Origin of the sequence: Methylobacterium sp. Leaf117 (genome assembly GCF_001422985.1) — a bacterium.
GTDB lineage: Bacteria > Pseudomonadota > Alphaproteobacteria > Rhizobiales > Beijerinckiaceae > Methylobacterium.
Genome location: NZ_LMNL01000003.1, coordinates 62,103 through 85,853, shown reverse-complemented (window position 1 = coordinate 85,853; position 23,751 = coordinate 62,103). Strand labels below are relative to the sequence as shown.

The following is a 23,751-nucleotide window of genomic DNA, read 5'->3' as shown; positions in this document are numbered from 1 at the left end:
ACCAGGAAACCCGGGACACCATGTCGAACCTGACCATCAACGCCGAGCGCCTCTGGGACACCCTGACGGAGACCGCCGCGATCGGCGGCACGCCGGATGGCGGCATCGCCCGCCTGACCCTCAGCGAGGACGACCGCCGGGTGCGCGACTGGCTCAAGGCCCAGGTCGCGGCGCTCGGCTGCACCCTCACGGTGGATGCCGCCGGCAACATGTTCGCCCTGCGCCCCGGCCGGAACCCGGACCTGAAGCCCATCGCGTTGGGCAGCCACCTCGACACCCAGCCCACCGGGGGCAAGTTCGACGGGGTGCTGGGCGTGCTGGCCGGGCTCGAAGTGCTACGCACCCTCGATGGGGCCGGCTACGTCACCGAGGCGCCGCTGCTCCTGGTCAACTGGACCAACGAGGAGGGAGCGCGCTTCGCCCCCGCGATGCTGGGCTCCGGCGTCTATGCGGGCATCTACGACGGCGCCTGGGCCGAGGCCCGCCGGGACAGCGCCGGCACCAGCTTCGGCGCAGCCCTCGACGCCATCGGGTATCGCGGCGCGGCCGTCCCCGGCTCGGTGCCGTTCGGGGCGATGTTCGAACTGCACATCGAGCAGGGTCCGATCCTGGAGGCGGAGGGGGCCACCATCGGTGTGGTTCAGGGCGTGCAGGGCATGCGCTGGTTCGAAGTCACCCTGGAGGGCCGGTCGTCCCACACCGGCTCGACCCCGATGCCGCTGCGCCGCAACGCGCTGGTCGGCGCCGCCCGCCTGGTCGAAGCGGTGGATGCCGCCGCCCACGCGCACGCCCCCGACGCGGTCGGGACCGTCGGCCACCTCACGGTGACGCCGAATTCCAACAACGTCATTCCCGGCCACGTCTTCCTTACCGTCGACCTGCGCCACCCGCAGGACGCGGTGCTCGACGCCATGGAGGCGGCCCTGCGGGCGGCCGTCGAACGCGTCACCACCGACCTCGCCCTGGAAACCCGGCTCGAACCCATTTCCCGGATCGCGCCCGTCGCCTTCGATCCGGACTGCATCGCCTCCGTCCGGCGCGCGGCCGAGAAGGGCGGGCATCCCACCCGCGACATGGTCTCGGGCGCCGGCCACGACGCCGCCCACGTCGCCGCCCTGGTGCCCACCACCATGGTGTTCGTGCCGAGCGCCGGGGGCCTCAGCCACAACCCGGCGGAGTCGACCTCGCCCACCGAATGCGCCGCCGGCGCGCAGGTGCTGCTCGACGCGGTGCTCGACTACGATTCCCGCCATTCCGCCTCGGCCTGATCGAACGACGCGAGTTGCTGCCATGCGTATCGTCACCGCCCGGGTGAACCACGAGACCAACACCTTCTCGCCGCTGGCCACCCCCCTGGCGGCCTTCAACCCGCTCTGGGGGGCGGAAGCTCTGGCGGCGGGGCGCGACGCCACCACGGCGCTCGGCGCCTTCATCCGCTTCGCCGAGGCGCGCGGCGCCACCGTCGTGGTTCCGGTATCGGCCCATGCCAACCCGAGCGGCCCGGTGGCGGACGCGGCCTTCGAGGCGCTGAGCGCGGCGATCCTCGCGGCGATCGGCCCGGGCTGCGACGCCATCCTGCTCGACCTGCATGGGGCGATGGTGACCGAGAGCCACGACGACGGCGAGGGTGAATTGCTCGCCCGCATCCGCGCCCTGGCGCCGGGCGTGCCGCTCGGCGTCGCCCTCGACCTCCACGGCAACATCACGGCCCGGATGGTGGCGAACTGCGACGCGATCGCGGGCTTCAAGACCTATCCGCACGTCGACATGGCCGAGACCGGCGCCCTGGTCGCCGGCATCGTCGGGCGCATGCTCGACGAAGACCTCAAACCCCACCGCGCCTGGGTCCACCCGCCCATGCTCGCCCACACCCTGCGGATGGACACCCGCGTGCCCGGCCCGATGCAGGACGCCGTCGCGGCGGCCCGCGCGGCGGAGACCCGCCCCGGCGTGCTCGCCGCCACGATCTTCGGCGGCTTCGCCCTGGCCGACCTGTTCGAAGCGGGCGTCTCGGTCACGGTCACGGCCGAGACGCAGGAGGCCGCCGACCAGGCCGCCCAGGATCTCGCCGCGGAACTCTGGTCCGCGCGCGACGCCTTCGTCTACGCCGAGGCGCCGCTCGGCGCATCGATCGCGGCGGCCAAGGCGGCGCTGGCGCAGCCCGGCACGGGTCCGGTGCTCCTCCTCGACCACGGCGACAACTGCATGTCGGGCGGCACCTGCGACGTGATGGATGTCCTCGCCGCCGCCCTCGAGGCGGGCCTGGACGGCCTCCTCGCCGGCCCGATCTGCGATCCCCAGGCCGTCGCCGCCCTGCACGCGGCCGGCCTCGGCGCGGCGGTCGCGATCGGCGTCGGCAACCGCGTGCCGCTCCCGGGGTTTTCCGCTCAGGCCCCCCTGATGGTCGCCGGGACGGTGGCGGCCCTCGGCGACGGCACCTACGTCATCACCGGCCCGACCTATACGGGTCAACGCTGCCGCATGGGCCGGGCGGCGGTGCTGGACACGGGCGCCGCCCGCATCCTTGTCACGGAGGAGCCGCACGAGCCCTGGGACCTCGGCGTGTTCACCAGCCTCGGCCTCGACCCGGCAGCGGCCCGGGTGCTGATCCTGAAGTCGCGGATGTATTGCCGGCCGGTGTTCGAGCCCCTCGCCCGCGCGGTGGTGGAATGCGCGAGCCGGGGCGTCACCAGCTCGGATTACGGCCTGTTCCCGTTCGGCAAGCTGGCCCGCCCGATCTTTCCCCTCGACGCGGACGTGTCCTGGACGCCGGCGAGCCCGGCGGCCCGATGAGCGCGCCCGAGGACGCCGGTCCGCCCGCGCCGCTGCGGCGGATCAAGCTGTCCGACCAGATCGCCGAGGATTTGTGCAACCGGATCGCCCGCGAGCGCCTGGCCCCGGGCGACCGCCTGCCGAACGAGCGCGCCCTGATGCAGCATTACGGCTGTGCCAAAGGCACGATCCGCGAGGCCCTGAAGGCCCTGGAGGTCCAGGGGCTGGTGACGATGCAGTCCGGCCCCAACGGCGGCCCGGAGATCCGCCCGATCTCGGTGGACGCCGCCGCGCAGCAGCTGCGCCGCTTCCTTCACTTCCAGGAACTCGACTTCGCCCAAGTCTACGCCCTGCGCCGCAGCCTGGAGGTGACGCTCGGCGTCAGCGTGGTCGGCCGCCTCGGGGACGCGGAGTTCCGCCGCCTGGAGGCGAACATGGCGGCCTGCGCGGCCGCCAACGCGGGCGATCAGCGCGGCCTCGGCCGCGTGGTGGAGGTCGATTTCCACGACATCCTGTGCGACGCCAGCGACAACCCACTGCTGGCCTTCATGTGCCGGTTTCTCAACAGCCTGCTGCGCGACCTCGTGGAATTCCGCAGCGACAGCCTCACCGAGCACGAGGCCTTCGGCGCCCACAATCTCGAAAGCCACCGCGCCCTCGTGGCCGCCTACCGCGCCGAGGATGCCGAAGCCGTCCGCCGCGAGATGCACAACCACATGTGCTGCGCCGAGCACTTCATGCAGCGCCTCGACGCCAAGTTCCGGAAGGACCTGTTAAGCCGGCGGGGAGCGAACGGCGCGGCGTCGTGAGCAGGACCCGCGCCCGGCTCGACTCTGTCGTTTTCGTTTGTCCGATCGGGATACCCGGTTTCCACGGATCCCTGACAAACGCTAGAGTTCACGCAGCCAGGACATCAGGCGTGACGCGCGGTCGTCGTGCGGGCAGACCTGGTAGGTGGCGTCGACCTCGCTCGGGTTCAGGCCGTACTTGCGCCGGAACGCCCGGCTGAACACCTGCTCGTTCTCGAAACCGCTCTCGAACGCCAGTTGCGCGATCTTCGGGCGGCGCCCGCCGGGGGCGCTGGCGATCTGCTGCATGGCGTGCGCGAGGCGCCGGCTGCGGATATAGGCGTAGACCCCCCCATCGGCCTCGAACAGCTTGTAGAGGGGCGTCCGCGACAGGCCGAACTTGGCCATCAGGGTCTCGGCGTCGATCGTGGCGAGGTTTTGGTCGATCGCCTGGCGCACGGCGATCCCGAGGACGCCGGTGTGATTGTAGGCGCTGTCCGACTCCGCCATGAACGCCGCGTTGCAGAGGGCGATGGAGGCCTCGGCGAGCCGGTCCTTCTGCAGCGGCGCCGCCGTCCGAAGGCAGGTCCGCAAGCCTTTCAGATGGTCCGCGAGCAGCAGGGTGAGGGGCGTGGTCGTCGGAGGGATGATCCGTCCATGCCAACTCGACGGATCGCCGCGCCAAGCATCCAGGACACGGCGCGGCACGATCGCGCCCAATTCGGCCCCTCCGCCCGCGCGGTCGATCGAAAGTTCCTGAGAAAGATCGAAGACGACCAGCATCTCCTGCCCGATCTCCGAAACGCACCCTCCAGTTGCAATCTTTTTCTGACCTGAAAGCTGAAGCGAGATACAGATGTGATCGATGTTCTGGTTCGCGATTTGCGACGATTTTCTCTCCGCGACCTGCTTGAAGCCGTCGGCCTCGGTAAACATCATTTTCTTCAGATTATAATATCTCTGGTATACGGTTTGCGGAACGAAGACATCCTGCTCGCAACGCACCTCGAACAGATCCGCCAAACCATCGATCCAGGCTCTTCGGCGCGTATTGTTGTCGGCGATGTTCTGGAATAGATATTCGATCATCCATTCAAGCCAAGAACTGGCCCTCGCTAGTGCCTGAATTACGATAAACAATCCCTGCTTATGTTCCTCGCGAAACTTATTGATCGCCTCAGGCGCAGTGAATAGCGCTGCCGCGTTTCCGCAGGATCCAGGACGGATCGTCTGTATTGACGGATGGAACGTCCGTCCGTGCACACGCCATCATCATCCGCGGACCGGCACGCATGTGCCCTGGTGCACGTTTTGCGTGCAGCGAGGCCAATTGGTCGGCTGAAATGGCACTGGGTCGATTCGCCAGCGCCACACGCACACGGGTTTCGGCGGCGCGAGCCGCTCGACCTGGAGCGTGCCCGCGGCCGAAGCTCGTCCGCCCAAGCCTGCAATCTCGGTGGAATCGGCACAGCCATGCAATCGCCCCTCCCGATTGGGATAGAGAAAGATTTGGCGTCGCCTATATTTTCTTGGAGGTTCGAAACTAGTCTTAAAGGATAGTATCTCTGGGTCAATAGGCTGCGGCAGCGAACCCGATATCCAAATCTAGACAGACTATCCTCCGCTCCTGACGGGACAGATGGCCTGACGGCCCGCGTCGACCTCGGACGACAGCCTGCTCGCACGCTGACAGGGAAAGCGGAGGCCGAGCGGTTCGAGACCGGTGGTCCCGGTCGGACGCTCCGATCGAAGCCAGCAGGATCGGGTTCAGAGCGCAGCGAGAGGCTAATCCAGCATGTCGCGGGCGCGTGATCTTGGAACGCCTGCCGCAGCATCGGAACACAATTCGATCAACCTCCATCGCGGATCATCGACACGACACCCAATGCCATTCGCATGAGACGTTCGATCGATTTTGAATGATCTTGTAAATTACTGTGTTGGTATCGATCCAAGACTTGTCAGACCATCGAAGTCATCGAAATCTCCGCTGCAGAATCCGCTCCCGATGTGCCGGAAGGGATCTGGAGGACGAAGCTGAAGTCGAAGAGGAGGCGGAAGCCGAAAGGGACAAGGCTTCCGGCGATTTCCGCTCGTTCGCGGCGGGGCCGTCCAGCAGGGGTCCGGCCGGGTCCGGGTTTGCCAGACGCACGGTCGAGGAACGTCCGGCCCGCTTGCGGGTCCGACCGGAGCCGAGTGTCGCAAATCCGATCGTCATGAAAATCGCCCATAAGGCAACGCACGTGATCCCGATCCGCACACCCTCCCACGAGGGGCCGGACTGCGTCATCATCAGGGTGGCGCCCATCAGCCCTGCGCCTGCGGCTAGCCATCGGGACAGTTCGGAAACGAGAGCCATGGCCGGCCGGATCATGCCGTGAGAGGGGCCGTGACCGCACGGGCGTGCGGGATTTCCGGGTGCAACTCGGCGCGGTCATCGAACCGCGCCGAGTTGCTGGGTCCGTTTAGCGCAGCAGCTGCAGGATGCTCTGGTTCGCCTGATTGGCGAGGGACAGCGCCGAGACGCCGAGCGATTGCTGAATCTGCAGGGCGTTCGAGTTGGCAGCCTCCTCGTTCATGTCCGCCGCCGTCAGGTTGGAGGCGCCGGTATTGAGGATGTTGGTCATGCTTTTGGTGAAGTCCTGACGCGTCATGATGATCGACATGTTCGAGGAGAGCACGTTCGACTGTGCCTTCAGCGTGTTGAGCGCGTTGGTTAGCGCTTCAGACGCCTTCGTGAGGTCCGCATTGTTCTGAACGCTGAAATTCGCCCCAGCAGCGGATGTAGCCGCGTCCTGCATCAGACCGATCCCAAGGTTGGTCGAGTTGGTCAACGTGCCTTGCACGGTGAGCTTTGCCTGTTCCGGCCCGGTCAGCTCGTTAAAGATGACCGAGGTTTTGTCGCCGTTGAGCAGATTGACGCCGCTGACGCCGGCCCCCTTGGCGGTCGAATCGATCTGGCCGCGCAGGATATTGAACTGATCGACCAGAGCCGTCCGGGCGGCCGATGTGAGGCCTCCGACGACGGCACTCGTCCTCGTACCGAACACCCGCGTCGTCGCCTGTGCGTTGGCGACGAAGCCGGTCGCGGGTGCCGTCGCGGCCCCACCGAGACTGATCGTCAGAGGATCGGAGCCCTCGCCGACCACCTGCATCAAGCCCTGGGCATCCACCGACGCAGTGGCGAGGCCCGACTTGTTGATCTGGCTGACGAGGTCGGCGACCGTGTCGGTCGCCGAGATCGTGTAGCTGTAGCTCGCGTTGCCCGCCGAAATCTGCATCGTGTTGACGGTCGTCGCCAGCCCGACGTTTCCGTTGGGGCCGGCCGTGGCCGGGGCGACTGGGGCTTTCAGGGTCATGCCGAGGGCGTAGTCACGCTGGCTCTTGCCGGCGGTAGTGGCCTGGGCCAAGCTACCGAGGGCTTGGGACCCGGAAATCTTGGGCAGGTTTACAGCGGCGCTGCTCTGGGCCTGCAGCACCATCGCCTGCATCGACTTCACGTAGTCGGAGATCGTGTCGAGGCCGGTCGATGCCGCCTTGATGGTCTGGATGCCCATGGACATACCCGCGAGCAGGCTCGTGAGGGAACCGGCGCGATCCGTGAGCGCCTGCGCGGTGAAATACTTAACCGGATCATCCAATGCGCTGTTGACGCTCTTTCGGGTCGCAAGACGTTCCTGATTGGTTGCCATCAGCGACGCGGTTTTCTGCAAAGAGAGCACGCCGTCACGGGCAGACTGGGTTAGACCAATAGAATAGTTCATGTGATGCAATCCTGGTCCGGAGCTATAGATGCCGTCTAGGCACATCAATCTCGGACGGGATTGGTTTATGGGCTTGTAAGTACAGACTTCCGAATCGATTGATTAGGTGACAGTCCGTCCTTTACTTAGGACGATGCGTACTTTAGCCAAATTCGATCGCTCTGAGCCTCGATCCGGCGTCTCCAGCGCGGCGCGCCGGCGGTCCGTCGGTGCGCTGCGCCCCGGGGACGGACCGGCCGGCGGGAATCGCCGGGACTCGGGCCGCGCCGGATGGTATCCGCCCGCCGAACCAATCCATGGTCGTTTGAGCGCTGGATGGATGCCGGAGACGTGTCGACGATGAGGATCACCGCGTGAATGGGCAGGCACAGCTCCCGTCCCCCGAGGCGCGTCCGGCTCCCGAGGCGCGTCCGGCTTCCAAGACGCGCACGGCTCCCAAGACGCGCCCGGCTCCCGGACGGCCCGCCGAGGTGTTCCGGGTGTTCCTCAAGCTCGGCCTGACCGCGTTCGGCGGCCCGATCGCCCACCTGGGCTACTTTCGGGAAGAGCTGGTGCAGCGCCGGCGCTGGATCGACGAGGCGGGTTATGCCGACCTCGTCGCCCTGTGCCAGTTCCTGCCGGGGCCGGCCTCGAGCCAGGTCGGGTTCGCTCTCGGGCTGCTGCGCGGCGGCGGCCTGCTCGGGGGGCTCGCCGCCTGGGCAGCCTTCACCCTGCCCTCCGCCCTGGCGCTCCTGGCCTTCGCCCTCTCGGCCGGCGCCTTGAGCGGACCGTGGGCGGCGGCCGTGCTGCACGGCCTCAAGCTGGTGGCCGTGGCGGTGGTGGCGCAAGCCCTGTGGGGCATGGCCCGGTCGCTCACCCCGGACCGTCCCCGCGCCGGAATCGCGGTCGCGGCGTTGATGGGCGTCGTCCTTCTGCCCGGCGCTGTCGGACAGGCGCTGGCGATCGCCCTCGGGGCCGCGGCCGGGCTGCTCCTGTGCCGGGCCGGCGCGGAGCCGGCGGACGGCACCGCCCGGCCCGCCGGCACGCTCGGGGTTCCGGTCTCGCGCCGGGCCGGCGCGGCGGCTCTGCTCGTCTTTGCCCTCCTGCTCGCCCTGCTGCTCCTCGGGCCGGCCCTCCTGGCGCCCGGGTTCGGCGGGCAGGGGCTCGCCCTGTTCGAGGCCTTCGCCCGCGCCGGCGCCCTGGTGTTCGGCGGCGGCCACGTCGTCCTGCCCCTGCTCCAGGCGGAGGTGGTCGGCCCCGGCTGGATCGACCCGGCCGGGTTCCTCGCCGGCTACGGCGCCGCCCAGGCGGTGCCCGGCCCGCTCTTCACCGTGGCGGCCTATCTGGGCGCCGCCGTCGGACCGGCGCCGCACGGCCTCCCCGGAGCCGCGATCGCCCTGGTGGCGATCTTCCTGCCGGGGCTGCTCCTGGTCTACGGCGCGCTGCCGTTCTGGCACGGTCTCCGCGCCCGGCCTCGCGCCCAGGCGGCGATGCGGGGCGCCAACGCCGCCGTGGTCGGCCTCCTGGGCGCCGCCCTCTACGATCCCGTCTGGATCAGCGCCGTCGGCAACGCCCGCGATTTCGCCGTCGCCGTGCTGGCCTTCTGCCTGCTCACCGTGGGGCGGGTGCCGCCCTGGATCGTGGTGCTGGTCACCGCCGCCGGGGGCGTCGCCCTGTCCTGGGCCTGAGGGGCGATCACGGACGCACCGCCGGGGTCTCCATCGGAAGGGGTGCGGCGCGGTCCATCAGGTAGCGCTCGAGGGCGACGAATTCCGGTGCGCCATAGGCGAAGGGCTCGGCCCGCATCCCCGTCATGCAGTTACGCAGGCGCCGCTGCACCGAGCCGAGTCCCTGCCATTCGAGGCGGTAAAGCGGGTAGCCGGTGGGATGGCCCTGCGGGATCAGGGCGGCCCCGAGGCGACGCCCGTGATTGCCGTCGTGGCAGGCGGCGCAGGACAGGCCGAGCTGGCCCATGCGCCGGGTGAACAGCGCCCGGCCCGCCGATCGGGCAGAGCCGAGGCGGGCGTCGGCAGGGGTTGTGATCGGCAGGCCCGCGGATTGGGCGGCGACGTAGGCGGTGAGGCCCAGAAGCTCCCGGCTCTCGTAGGCGTAGGGCTCCGCGCCCTGGTGGCGCCGGCGGCAGGCGTTGATCCGGCCCTGGAGGTCGATCGGGGCGGCGGTCGCCTCGTCCCAGGTTGGGTAGCGGGCGGCAACGCCACGCATCGCGGTCGCCGCCTCTCCGTGGCAGCCGGCGCAGGCGGGCCGGTCGGGCGCCGGGGCCGTACTCCAGAGGTCCGCCCCGTCCTGCAGCCAGAGCAGGCCCGGATTGGCGTCCGCATCGCGCTGCATCGCCTGGATGTCCGGGCTCATCCCGTCGAAGCTCGAGCGCCGCTCGGCCGGCGGAATCTCGGACGGCGGAATCTCGGCCGGTGGAATCTCCCCCGCCCCGGCCGACCCGGTCGCGAGCGCCGCCAGCATCAGGAGCGCGGCCCGCCTCACGTCACCGTCAGGGTCGCGGTCTCGGTCTGGACGAAACCGTTGTCGCCGCGCCAGGTGAAGGTCAGCGTGCCGGTCCGCGTCGCCCGCAGGGTGAAGGTCAGGTAGGGATTGGCGGCTGCGGCCGGAAACAGCTCGGCCCGGAACACCGGCTCGCCGTCGTACAGGCAGGTGAAGTCGGTGATGATGTCGCGCGGCCGGATCCGCCCGTCGGCCCCCGGCCGGAAGCCGGTCTCCATCGGATGCGAGATCAGGGTCTTGATCGTCACGACCTCGCCGGCCGTCGCAGCTTTCGGAACGTTGATCAGGGTGCGGGCCATGGCCGGTCAGCCCTCCAGGCAGGCGGCGAGGGTGACGATGGCATCCGCCGTGGTCGACCAGTAGCGGCCGTCGCTGGTCTCCGCGATGGCGGTGATGCGTTGCGTGTCGGCGAGGCGGATTCGGGTCGTCAAAACCGCGCGACCTCCACGCGACCCCAGGTATACGGTGATGACATTCGGCTGCGGATTTTTATCGTTGAACACGGCGATGCGGCGGACATGGTCCTCCTCCGTCATCGGGCTGTCGACCGTCACCGTGATGGTCACCGCGTTGCCGTTCTCCACCAGCGGCGGCAGGTCGAGATGGACCCGCCCCGGCCGGATCTCCGCCGCTCCGGCAAAGCGCCGGATGGCCTCGGCGGTGCTCTCGGTACGCGTCGCGGCCTCCGCCGCCACCGGGCGCAGCACCACCGCGGCAGCGGCCCCGGGCCCGAGGGCGAGGATGCGGCGGCGGCTCGGACCCCGGGGATTGTGCGGGCTCACGGCACCGGCCTTTCCGAAGGTGTGTCGCGCAGGGTTATGAGAAAAGCCACAATGTCCTCAATGGCCTGGGCCTCCAGCACCGGCCGGTCGCGCCAGGCTGCGCCGATCCGCACCGTCTCCTGCAGGCGGTAATAGGAGGGCATGATCGTGTCCGGGTTCAAGGCCCGGCCATCGACGAGCCGCAGGCGCAGCGCGCCGGGCGAGAGCCGGTCGCCGACGCCCGAGAGGTCAGGGCCGAGATTGCCCGGAAAGCGCTCCTCGGGAAACGGCCCGGCATGGCAGAGCAGGCACAGGCCCCGGGTGCGGTCGACGACGAGGGTCCGGCCCCGCTCGGGGTCGCCCGGCGCCGTGGTCAAGGGCTCCGGAATTTCCCGACCCACGATGGTGACGGGACGCAGGGCGCCCTCCCCCGCAACCGCCGCCGAGGCCAGGAGCAGCCCGCCGATCCAGACCCATCCGGGGCGTCCGATCACCCGAAAACCTGCCGGGTGATGGTGCGGTACCAGTCGGCGGCATAGAGCGCCTCCTGGGCGCGCAGGGTCATCGGCGCATCGACCGGGCTGATCCCGCCAGCGCCCTCCACGTCAGCGAGGACACCACCCGCGGGATGGTAGACGCCCGCGATCGAGATGCCGTAGCCGGGCGCCACCAGGCTGTAACAGGTGTTGATCAGCTTGGGCGTCTCGGGCGCGCGCCCGGCCAGGAGGTCGATCACCGCATCGGCGCAGACCTTGCCCTGCGCATTGGCCGAGAACGCGGATTTGGGCATTGCCCCGGCAATGGCCGCGTCGCCGATGACGTGGATGCCGGGCATCAACCGCGACTCGAAGGTGACCGGATCGATGGGGCACCAGCCGCTGCGGTCGGCGACTCCGGCGATGGCGGCGATCCGGCCCGCCCGCTGGGGTGGGATGATGCAGGCGACATCCGCCTTGTAGTCCGCGAAGTCGGTGCGGACGATCATGGCATCCGGATCGACGGCACTGACTTGGCCGCCCTCGGCCAGCGGCACGTATTCGAGTTGGGTCGGATAAAGCGTCGCCCAGGCCGACTGGAACAGGCGCTGCTTCGAGAAAGTGTCCTTGGCATCGAGCAGGATCAGCTTTGCCCGCGGCTTGCGGGTCTTCAGCACGTGGGCGATCAGGCTCGCCCGCTCGTAGGGGCCGGGCGGGCAGCGATAGGGATTGCCAGGAACCGACAGCAACACGGTGCCGTTTTCCGGCATGGCGGCGATTTGCCGGGCGAGGAGCAGCGTCTGCTCACCGGCCTTCCAGGCATGGGGCATACGGCTGGCAGCGGCCTGGTCGTAGCCCGGGATGGCATCGAAGCGCAGGTCGATGCCCGGCGAGAGCACGAGGCGGTCATAGGGGAGTGCCGTGCCGTCGGCGAGCGTCACCCGGCGGGCCTCCGAGTCGATCCCCGTGGCGGCTTCGTGTACCACGCGGATGCCGGCACGGACGAGACCATCATAGCCGAAACGCTGCGCCGCCATCGGCTGGAGGCCAGCGATGACCTCGTTGCTGAACGGGCAGGAGACGTAGGTCGGGTTGACCTCTACGAGTGTCACATCGAGGCCACCCCGATGGAGCGCACGGGCGGCCGTAGCCCCCCCGAATCCGCCGCCGATCACCACCACCTTCGGCACGGCCTTCGCGATGGCGGGCCCTACCAGGGCAAGGGCCGTCCCTGTGGCGAGGAGAGCGCGGCGCGTCGGGCTCATGGTCGCTCCTGGCTTGTCGCGTTGCTCTGCTCTACGGCGGCGGCAGGCTGCCGCGACAGATAGGCGGCGATCGCCTGGGACTCCGCGTCCGAAAATCCCTTCGCAATGCGACTCATCACGCTCGCGGGCCGCTCGCCCGAACGATAGGCGGTGAGCGCCGCCGCGATCTCGGTCTCCGGGCGACCGTCGATCGCCCCCATCGCCGCCCCCTCGGCATGGCACCCGGCGCAGGAGGAGGCGCCTGGCGGCGGGCGCTCCGCCGCCAGGGCCATGCCCATCGGTCCGGCCAGCAGCCAGGCCGCGACCATCGACAAGCGCGTCACGCTCGGCGCAGATCCGTGTTCTTCACCGGCATCTGGCGCACGCGCTTGCCGGTGGCTGCATAGATGGCGTTCAGGACGGCAGGGGCCGCGACCGCGATGGTGGGCTCGCCGACCCCACCCCAGAACCCGCCCGATGGCATCACGATCGTTTCGACCACCGGCATCTCCTGAAGCCGCATCACGGGGTAGGTGTCGAAGTTCGTCTGCTCGATGCGGCCGTCCTTGACCGTGCATTCCTGGTAGAGCGCCGCAGACAGGCCATAGACGAAAGACCCCGCGATCTGAGCGTCGATCTGTTGCGGATTGAGGGCGTGGCCCGGATCGGTGGCCGCGACGATGCGATGGACCTTGACCGCCCCGTCATCACCGACCGAGACCTCGGCCACCGCCGCCACGTAGGAGCCGAAGCCCATCATCTGAGCGAGGCCTCGATGGACGCCCGCGGGAGGCTTTTCGCCCCACCCCGCCTTGTCGGCCACCGCCTGCAGCACCGCCCGATGCTTTGGGTGCTTCTCCATCAGCTTTAACCGGAAGGCCAAAGGATCCTGACCAGCCGCATGGGCGAGTTCGTCCATGAAGCATTCGAGATAGATGGCGTTGGGATTCATGTTCACGCCGCGCCAGAAGCCCGGCGGGACGTGCGGATTGCGCATAGCATGATCGACGAGGATGTTCGGAATCGCGTAGCCGATCGCCGCCTCCGCGCCGCCAGCGTTGAGGCCCTGGAACACCACCGGATCCTTGCCGTCGACCATCCGATTCGGCGCCACCGAAACCAGGATCGACTGGCCGGAAATGCGCATGTGCAGCCCGGTCAGGTTGCCGGCCTCGTCCAGCCCGGCACGCATTCGGCACTGCGTGATCGGATGGTAGCGCCCGTGGGTCATGTCCTCTTCGCGGGTCCAGATCAGCTTGATCGGCGTCCCGGGCATCTCTTTCGCGATCAGCACAGCTTGGCGCAGCCAGTCGTGCGTGGCACCGCGCCGGCCGAAGCCGCCACCGAGCAGGAGCTTGTAGACGTCGCACTTGGCAGCCGAGAGACCGGCAGCCTCTGCGACGGCAGCGAGTGCCGCCTCGCCGTTCTGGGTCGGCGCCCAGGCCTCACAGCGCTCCGACGTCCAGCGTACCGTGGCGTTCATCGGCTCCATGGTGGCGTGGTTCTGGAACGGCACGCCATAGGTCGCCTCCACAACCCGGGCCGCGTTCTTCAGGGCGGCTGCGACGTCACCACCCTTGTTGCCCACGTAGGTTTCCTCGGCATCGAGGCCCTCGCGCAGGGTCGCCGCGATGGTCTCGCTCGAGACCTGCCCGTTCGGCCCGTCATCCCAGACGATCGGCAGGGCCTCCACGGCGGTCTTGGCGCGCCAGAACGTGTCGGCGACCACCGCTACGGCCGAATCGCCGACCGCCACAACCTTCTTGACGCCAGGCATGCCTTCGACCGCCTTGGCGTCGAAGCTCTTCACGGTGCCGCCGAAGACCGGACAGTCGCGGATCGCGGCGTTCAGCAGGCCGGGCATGTTGAGGTCGATGCCGTAGATCTGACTGCCGTCAGTCTTCTCGACGGTGTCGAGGCGCTTCACCGGCTTTCCGGCGATGGTCCAATCCTTCGGGTCCTTGAGGACGATGTCCTTCGGCGGGGTGATCTTGGCCGCCGCCATCGCGACCGCGCCGAAGGTGATGGTACGGCCGGAGCCGGCGTGGCTGATCACGCCCTTGTCGACGCGGCACATGTCCGGGGCCACGCCCCAGCCCTTGGCGGCGGCCTCGACCAGCATGATGCGGGCGGCCGCGCCGCCCTTGCGGACGTAATCCTGAGATTCGCGGATACCGCGGCTGCCGCCGGTGCCAAAATCGCCCCAGACCCGGCCGCGGGCGACGTTCTGGCCCGGCGTCGGGTACTCGGTGACCACCTTACTCCAGTCACAGCCGAGTTCCTCGGCCACGAGTTGAGCGAGTCCCGTGAGGGTGCCCTGCCCCATTTCGGACCGGGCGATGCGGATCACTACGGTCTCGTCGGGCCTGATCACCACCCAGGCATTCACCTCGGGGGTGAGAGCGGTCGGAGCCCCCTGGGCGACGGCCTCACCCGGGAACCGCACATGGAATCCCAGGCTGAGGCCGCCGGCTGCAGCGACGGCACCGGCTACGAACGTGCGGCGGGAAGGCTTGCTGGGAAGCGCGTTCATGGCTCTCTCCTCAACCGGCCTGACCACCGTTGGCCGCGAGCTTGATGCCGGCCAAGACGCGATTGTAGGTGCCGCACCGGCAGATGTTGGTGATCTCGGAGCGGATCTCCGCGTCGCTGGGATGCGGGTTCTGCGCAAGAAGCGCCGCCGAGGCCATGATCATCCCGGACTGACAGAAGCCGCATTGCGGGACGTCGAGTTCGGCCCAGGCCTTCTGCACCGGGTGCGAGCGGTCCTGCGACAGGCCTTCAATCGTCACGATCTTCTGGTCCGGCGTGACGCTGGACACCGGCATCGAACAGGAGCGCACAGCCGTGCCATCGATATGCACCGTGCAGGCGCCGCACTGGGCGATGCCGCAACCGTACTTCGTACCGGTGAGGCCCGCCTGTTCACGGATGACCCAGAGGAGCGGGGTGTCAGGCTCGGCCTCGACCTCGCGGATGGCACCGTTCACGTTCAAACGGATCATGCGTTTCCTGCCATGGTGTTCGGCCGTGGATTGCGCTCCGCGAAAGGCCGCAGCGCCGGCTCCGTCTTTGGAATGATCGTACGGTACCGTGGTCGACCAAGTCCACAGCCATTCCTCGCGACGAAAGGCGCGCTGAAAACATGTTCGCGCTCGCCTGGCATACGGACATCATCAAAGCGCCATCGATCGGCGCACGCGCTGGCGTTGCGAACCGGAAGTGACCGCGAGATCTGAACGAAGCGAAGCAGACAGACCCGAAGGCACCTTGGACAAGGGGTAGGGGCTCCCAGAACCGCACAACGGCCCCCCGACTGGGGGGCGATCAGGGTTCGGCGACGGTGAGTCCAAACCCGCATGGGGACGGTCACAGGAGGCCAAAATCCGCCGGCTCCAAGCTTGTGAGAGGAGGGCTGCAGAAAGAGGCTTGTCGCATCGACACTTCTGATCCGCACCCCCTCGCACCCTGGTCGTACATCCCGCTCCCTCAGTCAGCGCCACGATCACATTGGCGTGACATCATGGAGTGGCCGACGGCCCTTTCAACAGCCCTGCTTTTTGTTAATGCAAGACTTGTCGAGACCTGAGCCGCCACAGTTTATACTCGCGGCAAGAGGAAGCGTGCGGTGGCGGCGGCGTGGGACGGCGAGCGCGCCATCATGCTCCCATGCTAGGCACGACGCCGGTCGTGCGATCCCCTGCATTCACGCAGTCCCGACGCTTCCGTCCTATCCAAGAAAGGCATCTTCGCAATGAGCTTCGCCGCCGGCGCCGACATCAGCCTGCTCATTCGGAAGCTGGAAACGATCATCACGATCTCGGATGCGGAGCGTCATGCCATCGAGCGTCTGCCGGTGATGCGTCGCCAGCTCGGCGCACACCAGGATATCGTGCGCGACGGCGATCAACCCACGCAATGCTGCCTCCTGATCGAGGGCTGGGCCTTCCGCTACAAGCTGCTGGACGAGGGCAAGCGCCAGATCCTCTCCGTGCACATCCCCGGCGACATTCCGGACCTGCAGAGTCTCCATCTGCCGGTCATGGATCACAACCTGAGCTCCCTCACCGCGTGCACGCTCGCCTTCATTCCGCATGACGCGTTGCTCGATCTCACCCGCAACCACCCCGGCGTCACCGCAGCCCTATGGCGCGACACACTGGTGGATGCCGCGATCTTCCGAGAGTGGATGACCAATATCGGCCGGCGCTCGACGCTCGGCCGGATCACCCACCTGTTCTGCGAACTCTACCTGAAGCTGGAGGCCATGGATCTCGCTCGGGACCATAGCTGCGAGATGGCTCTGACCCAGAGCGATATCGCCGACGCGATCGGGGTGTCGAACGTCCACGTGAACCGCGTCCTGCAGGAGTTGCGCGGTCAGGGCTTACTCACCCTTCAGGGACAGCGCCTCGTCATTCACGATTGGAACGAGCTGACGAAGCGTGCGGAATTCGATCCGGCCTACCTGCATCAGGAGCGGCGGCCCAGCCCATGATTCTGAGCCTCCAGCCCATCCGGATCCGTACGGAGAGCAACGACGGTGAGGGGCGCCTGGTGCTGGCCGAGGGTGTCCTCGTCGCCATCCTCGCCCGGCTCTCGGCCGATCATGGCGCTGCGGCGGGATACTGGTTCCTGGAGGCGGGGTTCGGCAGCCTGGCTTATCCCAGACCACCGGCGTTTCTCGACCTGACGACAGCGCTCGACTGGATCACGCAGCGTTGCGATCAGCGCCCCTGAGGGTACTCGCGCGATGACGTCCGGGCACGCCAGCCGAGGGCGAGGAGCGCGGCCCCTCCGACCAGCGCCGCACCGGCAACGCTGAGCGGCCGGGCCGAGGGAACGCCCTTGCGGGCGCGCCAACCGCCGCTTGCCCGGGGCGTATCGCCGAGCGGCGCACGGAGGGCCCCGTGCGTGCGCGGCGCCGGATTCGCCCGATCGAGGGCGCTGTGGATCGCGATGCCCATGAGATGTTCGGTCGGCCCGGGGGCCAGGGCGTAGGCGACCTGCGCCGCACGGGCCGGCCAGCCCACCGCGACCTCGTCGTGCGGGTGGCGGGCGAGGTGCACGAAGGTCTCGGCCACGTCTTCGGGGGCGTAGACCAGGGGGCCGGTGTCGATGGTCCGGCCGGAGACGTTGGCGCCGTGATCCAGACCGGGGGTGTCGACCATGGCGGGAAACACCGAGCAGACGTGGATATTGCGATGGCGGCGCAGCTCCTGGCGCAGGCTGGCGGTGAAGCCGCGCAGGCCGAACTTGCTGGCCGTGTAGGCGGCGGCGAACGGCGCCGGAGCCCAGCCGCCGAGCGAGATGTTGGTGATCAGAGTCCCCCGACCCTGGCGCAGAAAGTGAGGCAGCGCCGCATAGGCGCCGTACATGCCGCCCAGCAGGTTCACCGCGATGGTGCGGTGGTGCAGGTCGAGGGGCGCGTCCTGGTAGGGGCCGAACACTCCGGTGCCTGCATTGTTGATCCAAACGTCGATCCGCCCGTAGGCGTGGTAGGCGGCGCTCGCCAGGGCCTCGACGGCGGACGCGTCGGTGACGTCGGTCGGGACGGCCAGAGCCTCGCCCCCGAGCTTGCGGCAGTCGCGGGCGAGATCGGCGAGCGCCTCGGCCCGGCGGGCGGCCAGCACCACCCGGGCGCCCCGTTCGGCGAAGGCGAAAGCGGCCGCGCGCCCGATGCCGCTCGATGCTCCGGTGATCACCACCACGCTGTTCCGCAGGTCCCGCATGCCTTGGAATTCCCCGTCCCGGAGGCGCCGCGCGCCGCCTTGCGTGCTCGGCCAACCGGACCCGCGGGGGCGCTGTTCCGAAGCGCGGGAGCCTGACGCTCAGGGCAGCCAGAGCCGGTGGCCGTCGGGGTCCTGAAGGCGGCGCGGACCGGCGACCGAGGCTTCACCGGCGAAGACCAGGACCGTGGCGGCGATGTCGTGGTCGCCGCAGATGTGACCGGCACGGGGAAATAGCCCTGCATAGTCAAGGAGTTCGACATGTGGCGTCGGGGCGCCGGGCGGGCGCAGGCCGGTCACCGCCACGCGCGGGTCGGGTACGCCGTCGAGGCGCGCCTGCTCGGGACCGACATTTGTGGAGCGCGACGCCACCGAGAAGCCGAGGCCCTCGTAGAAGGCGAGGCTGGCGGCGGAATCCACCACCGAGATCGCCGAATGGTCGATGCCGAGGCAGGGATCGGGTCCGCCGCCGCGCCAGGTCTCCGGCTCATGTCCGGCGGGAAACGCAAGCAATTCAAGGGGATGCCCCTCGGGATCGCGGAACTTGAAGGCGCTCACGCCGCCCGAGGCCGCCGGCAGGCGCTCCGGTCCCGCCGTGGAGATCGGGCGCCAGCCCGGGGTCGCCGACAGGCGCGCGAAGGCGGCCGCCATGTCCGAGACCACGATGGCGATGTGCTGAAACAGCGGGCTCCAGCCCGGCACGTCGTCGGGATAGGGACGGCCCGGCCGGTCGAATCCGACGAGGTCGAGGGCCTGGGCACCGAGGCTGAGGGACACCCCATGCGTGCCAAAAGTGGTTCGCTGGTCGACCGAAGGTCGTGTCGAGGTCGTGCGCGAAAACCCGAGTGCGGCCGTGAAATACCGCGCCAGTATTTCAGGGTCGGCGCTGACCAGGCGAATCCGCTCGAGGCGCAGCGGTCCGGCTCCGAGGCCCGGCGTCCCGCCCGCCATCATGGGGTCTGAACCCCACGCCGGTTGAGGAAGATGGCATACAGGGTGTGCGAGCCGCCGATGAACAGGCGGTTCTTCATCCGGCCGCCGAAGGTCAGGTTCGAGACCCGGTGCGGCACGAAGATCTTGCCCATCAGGTTGCCGGAGGGATCGATGCAGTGGACCCCGTCGGCGGCGCTGCTCCAGACGTTGCCGTCCTCGTCGACCCGCATCCCGTCGCAGTAGCCGGGCGCGACGGTGTGGAAGACCTCGCCGCCCGAGAGCGCGAAGTCGGGGCCGACGTCGAAGGCGCGGATGTATTGGCGCGGGTTGGGCCGGGTCTGGTCGCCGGTCTCGGCCACGTAGAGCCGGCGCTCGTCGGGCGAGAAGGCCAGCCCGTTCGGCCCGTCGAAATCACGGGCCATGGCGCGGATGGTGCCCGAAGCCGGGTCGAGGCGATACAGCGCCGGGGGCTGCTCGGAGACTTGGCGCCCACCCTCGTAGTCGTTCGAGATGCCGTAGACCGGGTCGGTGAACCAGATCGCCCCGTCCGAGGCCACCACCACGTCGTTGGGGGCGTTGAGCCGGCGCCCGGCATGGTGGGTGACCAGCGTGGTGACGGCGCCGTCCTGTTCGGTGCGATACAGGCAGCGGCCGCGATGCGCGCAGGCGATCAGGCGGCCCTGCCGGTCGCGGGTCTGGCCGTTGGCGTAGTCCGAGGGCGCCCGATAGACCGAGAGCCCCTCCGCCTCGCTCCACCGCATGGTGCGGTTGCGCGGCAGATCCTGGAACAGCAGGCAGTCGGCGTCGCCGAACCAGACCGGCCCCTCGATCCAGCGGAAGCCGCTGGCGATCTCCTCCAGTTCGGCATTGCCCAGCATGTACCCGGCAAAGCGCGGATCGACGACCTCGAACCCCGGGTTTTGGAGCCTGGACGCCATGGGGCTACCGGAACCGGCACGGGGTGGCGAGGGTCGGCGGCGCATCGAACTGCACCACCATCAGCACGGCGGGCGCGTCGCCGACCGTGCCGGAGAGGTGCCCCTGGCGCCCGTCCACCGCCTTCGTGTTCTGGTCCTCTCCGAAGGAGATCTCGCCGGGACCCATCTCGACGCGGGTCCCGTCCATGGATTCGACGAACCAGCGACCCGAGAGCGGGATGATCCATTGCGGCTTCGGGTTCTCGTGCCAGGCGCCGGTCCACCCCACCGGCTGCACCGTGACCATCACGGTGGCGCCGTCATGGGTCTTGGTGCCCTGCCATTGCGGGTCGGCCGGCGGCTGCATCGACTTCATGTCGAAATCGGTCAGCGCGCAGCGGGTCTGGTGGCTGACGCCCTCGGCGTCGGTCCACAGGTGCCAGTAGGGAACGCGGGGCTTCTCCGGCGTCGTCTCGTCGCTCATGGGTTGGTCCTGACGGTCTCGGGGACAGAGGCGGTGCGGTAGGGCTGCGACGAGGCGAGCGGATCGGCGAGAAAGAGCCGCACCGTGTCGGCCCCGGTGCCGAAGGTGATGAGGAGAAATCCGCCCGCGAGGGCGAAGTTCTTGAGGAAGTCCCAGAACAGGCCCCGGCCCTTGCTGTCGCCGCCGGCCCAGAAGTCGCCGGGGCGCCAGAACTGCTTCCACAGCAGCGCCGTGACGCCGCAATAGCCGGCGAGCACGAAGGCGGCGGCCCGATCGGCGATGCCGGTGAGGATGCCGAGCGACATCACCACCTCGACGAACAGCCCCGCGAGGATGAGCGCGCGGGCGAGCCCGGTGCGGGCGACGCGCTCGCGGGCCTGACCCACCGCGCCCCGAAAATTCAGGATCTTGTCCAGCGCGCTGAAGGGCAGGAACAGCAGGACCAGGAGAAGCCGGACCGCGAAGGCGATGCCGATGCTGAGAGCGACCAAGATTCGGTCCTGACCTGAAAGGAGCGACGCGCCGGGATGAGACGGCTCGGCGGAACGTGATGCTATCGGCGGTTGAACGCGGCACTCGCGCGGGGGTTCAAACGTTCGAAGTCTCGGATGCTGCATCGCGGCATCCGGAACCGACCTACCCGAGACACCGGACCCCGAAGGCCCCCCGTGGAAACCCCCGTGGAAACCCCCATGACTCAGGACCATTACGACGTCGTCATCGTGGGCTCGGGGCCGGGCGGCGGCACCATGGCCTGGCGCCTCGCCCAGACCGGCAAGCGCGTGCTGCTGCTGGAGCGCGGCGGCTATCTTCCGCGCGAGCGCGAGAACTGGGACAGCCAGGCGGTGTTCGTGGATGCGCGCTATCAGGCCCCGGAGAGCTGGTACGGCGCCGATGGCCGGGAATTCCACCCGGGCCTGCACTACTATGTCGGCGGCAACAGCAAGGTCTACGGCTCGGTGCTGCTGCGCCTGCGAAGCCAAGACTTCGACGTGGTGCGCCACCCCGACGGCGATGCGCCCGAATGGCCGGTGAAGTACGACACCTTCGCGCCCTATTATCAGGCGGCCGAGGAACTCTACCACGTCCACGGCCTGCGCGGCGAAGACCCGACCGAGCCCCCGGCGGACAAGCCCTATGCCTACCCGCCGGTCTCCCACGAGCCCCGCATCCAGGAACTGTTCGACGGCTTGAAGCGCGAGGGCCACCGGCCCTTCCACCTGCCGGTGGGCGTGCTGCTCGACGAGCGCGACGGCCAGGCCCTGCCGCATTCGGCCTGCATCCGCTGCGACGCCTTCGACGGCTATCCCTGCCTGACCAACGGCAAGGCCGATGCGCAGATCATCTGCGTCGACCCGGCGCTGGCCCGGCACCCCAATCTCACCCTCTGGACCGGCGCCTACGTGGAGCGCCTCCTCACCAGCCCGAGCGGGCGCCAGATCACCGGCGTCGAGCTGGTGCGCGAGGGGCGGAGCCGGACGGTCTCGGGCGACATCGTGGTGGTGGCCTGCGGCGCCCTGTCCTCGGCCCTGCTGATGCTGCGCTCGGCCAACGACGCCCACCCGCAGGGGCTCGCCAACGCCTCGGGCCAGGTCGGGCGCAACTACATGCGCCACAACAACGCCACCGTGCTGGCGGTCTCGCGCACCCCGAACCCGACGAAGTTCCAGAAGACCCTCGGGCTCAACGACTTCTACTTCGGCTCGGACGACTGGGACTTTCCGCTGGGCCACATCCAGATGGTCGGCAAGTCCGACGGCACCCAGATCCACGGCGAGGGCCTGCCGGGCTTCCTGCAATGGTTTCCCGAAAAGCCGTTCGACTGGATCGCCAAGCATTCCCTCGATTTCTGGCTGACCTCGGAGGATCTGCCGCGGCCGGAGAACCGGATCTTCTACGACGGCGGCCGCGTCCGCCTCGATCTCACCGAGAGCAACATGGAGGGGCATCGGCGGCTGAAGCAGAAGCTGCGCGACCTCTGCGGCAAGCTCGACGTGCATCCGCACCTGTTCGACCGCTCGCTCTACCTCGGCAAGGACACGCCGATCGGCGGCACGGCGCATCAAGCCGGGACGCTGCGCTTCGGCACGGACCCGGCGACCTCGGTGCTCGACCTCGATTGCCGGGCGCACGGCATCGACAATCTCTACGTCACCGATGCGAGCTTCTTCCCCTCGATCGGCGCCGTGAACCCGACCCTGACCATCATCGCCAACGCCCTGCGGGTCGGCGACACCATCGCGGGCCGGCTGTGACCAGCCTGACGGCGCGCCTCGCCGCCCTGGCGATCCGCCTCACCGGGCGGCGGCGCCACCTTGCCCGCGACGACCTCGACCCGGAACGGGCCATCGCCGAGCGGCCCCACCCCGCCCGGCCGAGCCGCGCCCTGCGCCGGCGCCTCGCGGTGACCTGGGGCCTGCGCGACGGCCGCGAGGTCTACACCCTGGCGCCGCGCCCGGGCGCCGGCCGGGAGGCCCGCGCGGGCGGGGTGATCTACCTGCACGGGGGCGCCTATACGAGCCCGATCACCCGCATCCACTGGCGCTTCATCGCCCGCATGGTGGACGCGACGGGCCTGACCGTCACCGTACCGCTCTATCCGTTGACGCCGGAGCACGCCTGCGCCGACATCACCGCCTTCACGCTGGCGCTCTACCGGGACATGCGGGATGCCGCGCCGATCGCCCTGATGGGCGATTCCGCCGGGGGCGGACTCGCCCTGTCCGTGGCGATGCAGGCCCGCGATGCCGGGCTGCCCCTGCCCCGGGGCCTCGTCCTGATCTCGCCCTGGCTCGACGTCTCCACATCGAGGCCCGCGCAGGCCCGGATCGAACCCGATGACGTGATGCTGATGCGCCCGGGCGTCCGGACCCTCGGGCGCTGGTACGCGGGCGCGTGGGACAGGACGGACCCCCGGGTCAGCCCCCTCTTCGGCACCCTGCGGGACCTGCCCCCGATCGAACTGTTCTGCGGCAGCCACGACATCCTCGTCGCCGATGCCCGCCGCCTCGCCGCCCGCGCCCGAGCGGAGGAAGCCCCCCTCGCCTACCACGAGGAACCCGGCCTGATGCACGTCTACCCCCTGCTCGGCCTGCCGGAATCGCGCCGGGCCGAAGTGCGGATCCGGACGTTTCTCGCGGAGCGGATGGGGCGGGGGTGAAGGGGCGAGCGCGGGTGGCCCTTCGCGCTCCGGAGGCGCCGTGGAGGCCCGTTTCGGATCGAGGGCGGGCGTTAGGCCCGACGCTGTGCGTCGGTAATGAGTCGAATTGGGACTTTCTGCTTCTGAACGGCAATGCATTGAAGCGGACGTCGCCTCCGTGCCCGCTCGTAACGTATTAAAAACATCACAAGCAGACACAGTTTTTCCGCCGAAACCTCCATTTGTTT

At 68.9% G+C, this 23,751-nt stretch carries 23 protein-coding genes; 8 read left to right on the top strand and 15 right to left on the bottom strand.

Annotated features, from left to right (window positions below):
- The first annotated feature begins 20 nt into the window (after positions 1 to 20).
- The 3 genes from ASF57_RS04755 to ASF57_RS04745 are packed head-to-tail and all read left to right on the top strand — an operon-like array spanning position 21 to position 3,581.
- Entirely contained in the window at positions 21 to 1,268 is a 1,248-nt protein-coding gene (locus ASF57_RS04755) for a Zn-dependent hydrolase (protein ID WP_056480664.1), read from the top strand.
- Between the two features lie 22 nt (positions 1,269 to 1,290).
- A complete protein-coding gene (locus ASF57_RS04750; RefSeq protein ID WP_056480662.1) occupies positions 1,291 to 2,793 on the top strand; it encodes a M81 family metallopeptidase in 1,503 nt (500 codons plus the stop codon).
- Positions 2,790 to 3,581: an FCD domain-containing protein gene (locus ASF57_RS04745; RefSeq protein ID WP_056480660.1), complete on the top strand. Its 792-nt coding sequence runs from the start codon at positions 2,790 to 2,792 to the stop codon at positions 3,579 to 3,581. Before ASF57_RS04750 ends, ASF57_RS04745 begins: the two co-directional genes overlap by 4 nt.
- 81 nt (positions 3,582 to 3,662) lie before the next feature.
- On the opposite strand, the gene ASF57_RS04740 is transcribed toward ASF57_RS04745, so the two are convergent.
- Positions 3,663 to 4,823, bottom strand: a complete 1,161-nt coding sequence (locus ASF57_RS04740) for an AraC family transcriptional regulator (protein WP_210166820.1) — start codon at positions 4,821 to 4,823, stop codon at positions 3,663 to 3,665.
- A 1,202-nt stretch (positions 4,824 to 6,025) separates the two neighbouring features.
- Positions 6,026 to 7,324: a flagellin gene (locus tag ASF57_RS04735; RefSeq protein ID WP_162241533.1), complete on the bottom strand. Its 1,299-nt coding sequence runs from the start codon at positions 7,322 to 7,324 to the stop codon at positions 6,026 to 6,028.
- 470 nt (positions 7,325 to 7,794) lie between these two features.
- Between ASF57_RS04735 and chrA the strand changes: the two genes are divergently transcribed.
- Positions 7,795 to 8,991: a chromate efflux transporter gene (chrA, locus tag ASF57_RS04730; protein ID WP_056480754.1), complete on the top strand. Its 1,197-nt coding sequence runs from the start codon at positions 7,795 to 7,797 to the stop codon at positions 8,989 to 8,991.
- 7 nt (positions 8,992 to 8,998) lie between these two features.
- Here the strand turns inward: chrA and soxA are convergent, their stop codons facing one another.
- The 8 genes from soxA to ASF57_RS04690 all read right to left on the bottom strand — a co-directional run bounded on the left by soxA (position 8,999) and on the right by ASF57_RS04690 (position 15,306).
- A complete protein-coding gene (gene soxA / locus ASF57_RS04725; protein WP_244476812.1) occupies positions 8,999 to 9,802 on the bottom strand; it encodes a sulfur oxidation c-type cytochrome SoxA in 804 nt (267 codons plus the stop codon).
- Positions 9,799 to 10,119, bottom strand: a complete 321-nt coding sequence (gene soxZ / locus ASF57_RS04720; RefSeq protein WP_056184678.1) for a thiosulfate oxidation carrier complex protein SoxZ — start codon at positions 10,117 to 10,119, stop codon at positions 9,799 to 9,801. Before soxZ ends, soxA begins: the two co-directional genes overlap by 4 nt.
- Positions 10,120 to 10,125: 6 nt before the next feature.
- Positions 10,126 to 10,602, bottom strand: coding sequence for a SoxY-related AACIE arm protein (locus tag ASF57_RS04715; RefSeq protein ID WP_056480653.1), 477 nt, complete (start codon positions 10,600 to 10,602; stop codon positions 10,126 to 10,128).
- Positions 10,599 to 11,000, bottom strand: a complete 402-nt coding sequence (gene soxX / locus ASF57_RS04710) for a sulfur oxidation c-type cytochrome SoxX (RefSeq protein WP_244476817.1) — start codon at positions 10,998 to 11,000, stop codon at positions 10,599 to 10,601. The genes ASF57_RS04715 and soxX overlap by 4 nt, the downstream gene beginning before the upstream one ends.
- Before the next feature lie 71 nt (positions 11,001 to 11,071).
- The gene (locus ASF57_RS04705) at positions 11,072 to 12,322 is read right to left on the bottom strand and encodes an NAD(P)/FAD-dependent oxidoreductase (protein WP_056480651.1); all 1,251 of its coding nucleotides are present in this window, start codon (positions 12,320 to 12,322) and stop codon (positions 11,072 to 11,074) included.
- Positions 12,319 to 12,645 carry a c-type cytochrome gene (locus tag ASF57_RS04700; protein WP_244476811.1) on the bottom strand — a complete coding sequence of 109 codons (327 nt, stop codon included), beginning with the start codon at positions 12,643 to 12,645 and terminating at the stop codon, positions 12,319 to 12,321. Before ASF57_RS04700 ends, ASF57_RS04705 begins: the two co-directional genes overlap by 4 nt.
- Positions 12,642 to 14,834 carry a molybdopterin cofactor-binding domain-containing protein gene (locus tag ASF57_RS04695; protein WP_056480646.1) on the bottom strand — a complete coding sequence of 731 codons (2,193 nt, stop codon included), beginning with the start codon at positions 14,832 to 14,834 and terminating at the stop codon, positions 12,642 to 12,644. The genes ASF57_RS04700 and ASF57_RS04695 overlap by 4 nt, the downstream gene beginning before the upstream one ends.
- Positions 14,835 to 14,844: 10 nt before the next feature.
- On the bottom strand, positions 14,845 to 15,306 hold the full coding sequence (locus tag ASF57_RS04690; RefSeq protein WP_056184687.1) for a (2Fe-2S)-binding protein: 462 nt from the start codon (positions 15,304 to 15,306) through the stop codon (positions 14,845 to 14,847).
- Between the two features lie 749 nt (positions 15,307 to 16,055).
- Here ASF57_RS04690 and ASF57_RS04685 point away from each other — a divergent pair.
- Together ASF57_RS04685 and ASF57_RS04680 are read left to right on the top strand one after the other, a co-directional pair.
- Positions 16,056 to 16,799, top strand: coding sequence for a Crp/Fnr family transcriptional regulator (locus ASF57_RS04685; RefSeq protein ID WP_056480644.1), 744 nt, complete (start codon positions 16,056 to 16,058; stop codon positions 16,797 to 16,799).
- The gene (locus tag ASF57_RS04680) at positions 16,796 to 17,041 is read left to right on the top strand and encodes a hypothetical protein (protein ID WP_056480641.1); all 246 of its coding nucleotides are present in this window, start codon (positions 16,796 to 16,798) and stop codon (positions 17,039 to 17,041) included. Before ASF57_RS04685 ends, ASF57_RS04680 begins: the two co-directional genes overlap by 4 nt.
- Here the strand turns inward: ASF57_RS04680 and ASF57_RS04675 are convergent.
- From ASF57_RS04675 to ASF57_RS04655, 5 genes are all read right to left on the bottom strand, one after another.
- A complete protein-coding gene (locus ASF57_RS04675) occupies positions 17,029 to 18,033 on the bottom strand; it encodes an SDR family oxidoreductase (RefSeq protein ID WP_056480638.1) in 1,005 nt (334 codons plus the stop codon). The two genes, ASF57_RS04680 and ASF57_RS04675, sit on opposite strands and share 13 nt — an antisense overlap.
- A gap of 99 nt (positions 18,034 to 18,132) precedes the next feature.
- Positions 18,133 to 18,984, bottom strand: a complete 852-nt coding sequence (locus ASF57_RS04670) for a VOC family protein (RefSeq protein ID WP_156375961.1) — start codon at positions 18,982 to 18,984, stop codon at positions 18,133 to 18,135.
- Positions 18,981 to 19,901 carry an SMP-30/gluconolactonase/LRE family protein gene (locus ASF57_RS04665; RefSeq protein ID WP_056184697.1) on the bottom strand — a complete coding sequence of 307 codons (921 nt, stop codon included), beginning with the start codon at positions 19,899 to 19,901 and terminating at the stop codon, positions 18,981 to 18,983. Before ASF57_RS04665 ends, ASF57_RS04670 begins: the two co-directional genes overlap by 4 nt.
- A gap of 4 nt (positions 19,902 to 19,905) precedes the next feature.
- Complete coding sequence (locus ASF57_RS04660) at positions 19,906 to 20,364, bottom strand: hypothetical protein (protein WP_056184698.1); 459 nt, start codon at positions 20,362 to 20,364, stop codon at positions 19,906 to 19,908.
- Positions 20,361 to 20,855 (bottom strand): DoxX family membrane protein, encoded by a 495-nt coding sequence (locus ASF57_RS04655; RefSeq protein ID WP_056184701.1) that lies wholly within the window; start codon positions 20,853 to 20,855, stop codon positions 20,361 to 20,363. Before ASF57_RS04655 ends, ASF57_RS04660 begins: the two co-directional genes overlap by 4 nt.
- A 201-nt stretch (positions 20,856 to 21,056) precedes the next feature.
- On the opposite strand from ASF57_RS04655, the gene ASF57_RS04650 reads away from it, so the two are divergent.
- Positions 21,057 to 22,619, top strand: a complete 1,563-nt coding sequence (locus ASF57_RS04650; RefSeq protein ID WP_056480632.1) for a GMC family oxidoreductase — start codon at positions 21,057 to 21,059, stop codon at positions 22,617 to 22,619.
- Positions 22,616 to 23,524: an alpha/beta hydrolase gene (locus ASF57_RS04645; protein ID WP_056480629.1), complete on the top strand. Its 909-nt coding sequence runs from the start codon at positions 22,616 to 22,618 to the stop codon at positions 23,522 to 23,524. The genes ASF57_RS04650 and ASF57_RS04645 overlap by 4 nt, the downstream gene beginning before the upstream one ends.
- Positions 23,525 to 23,751 lie beyond the last annotated feature (227 nt).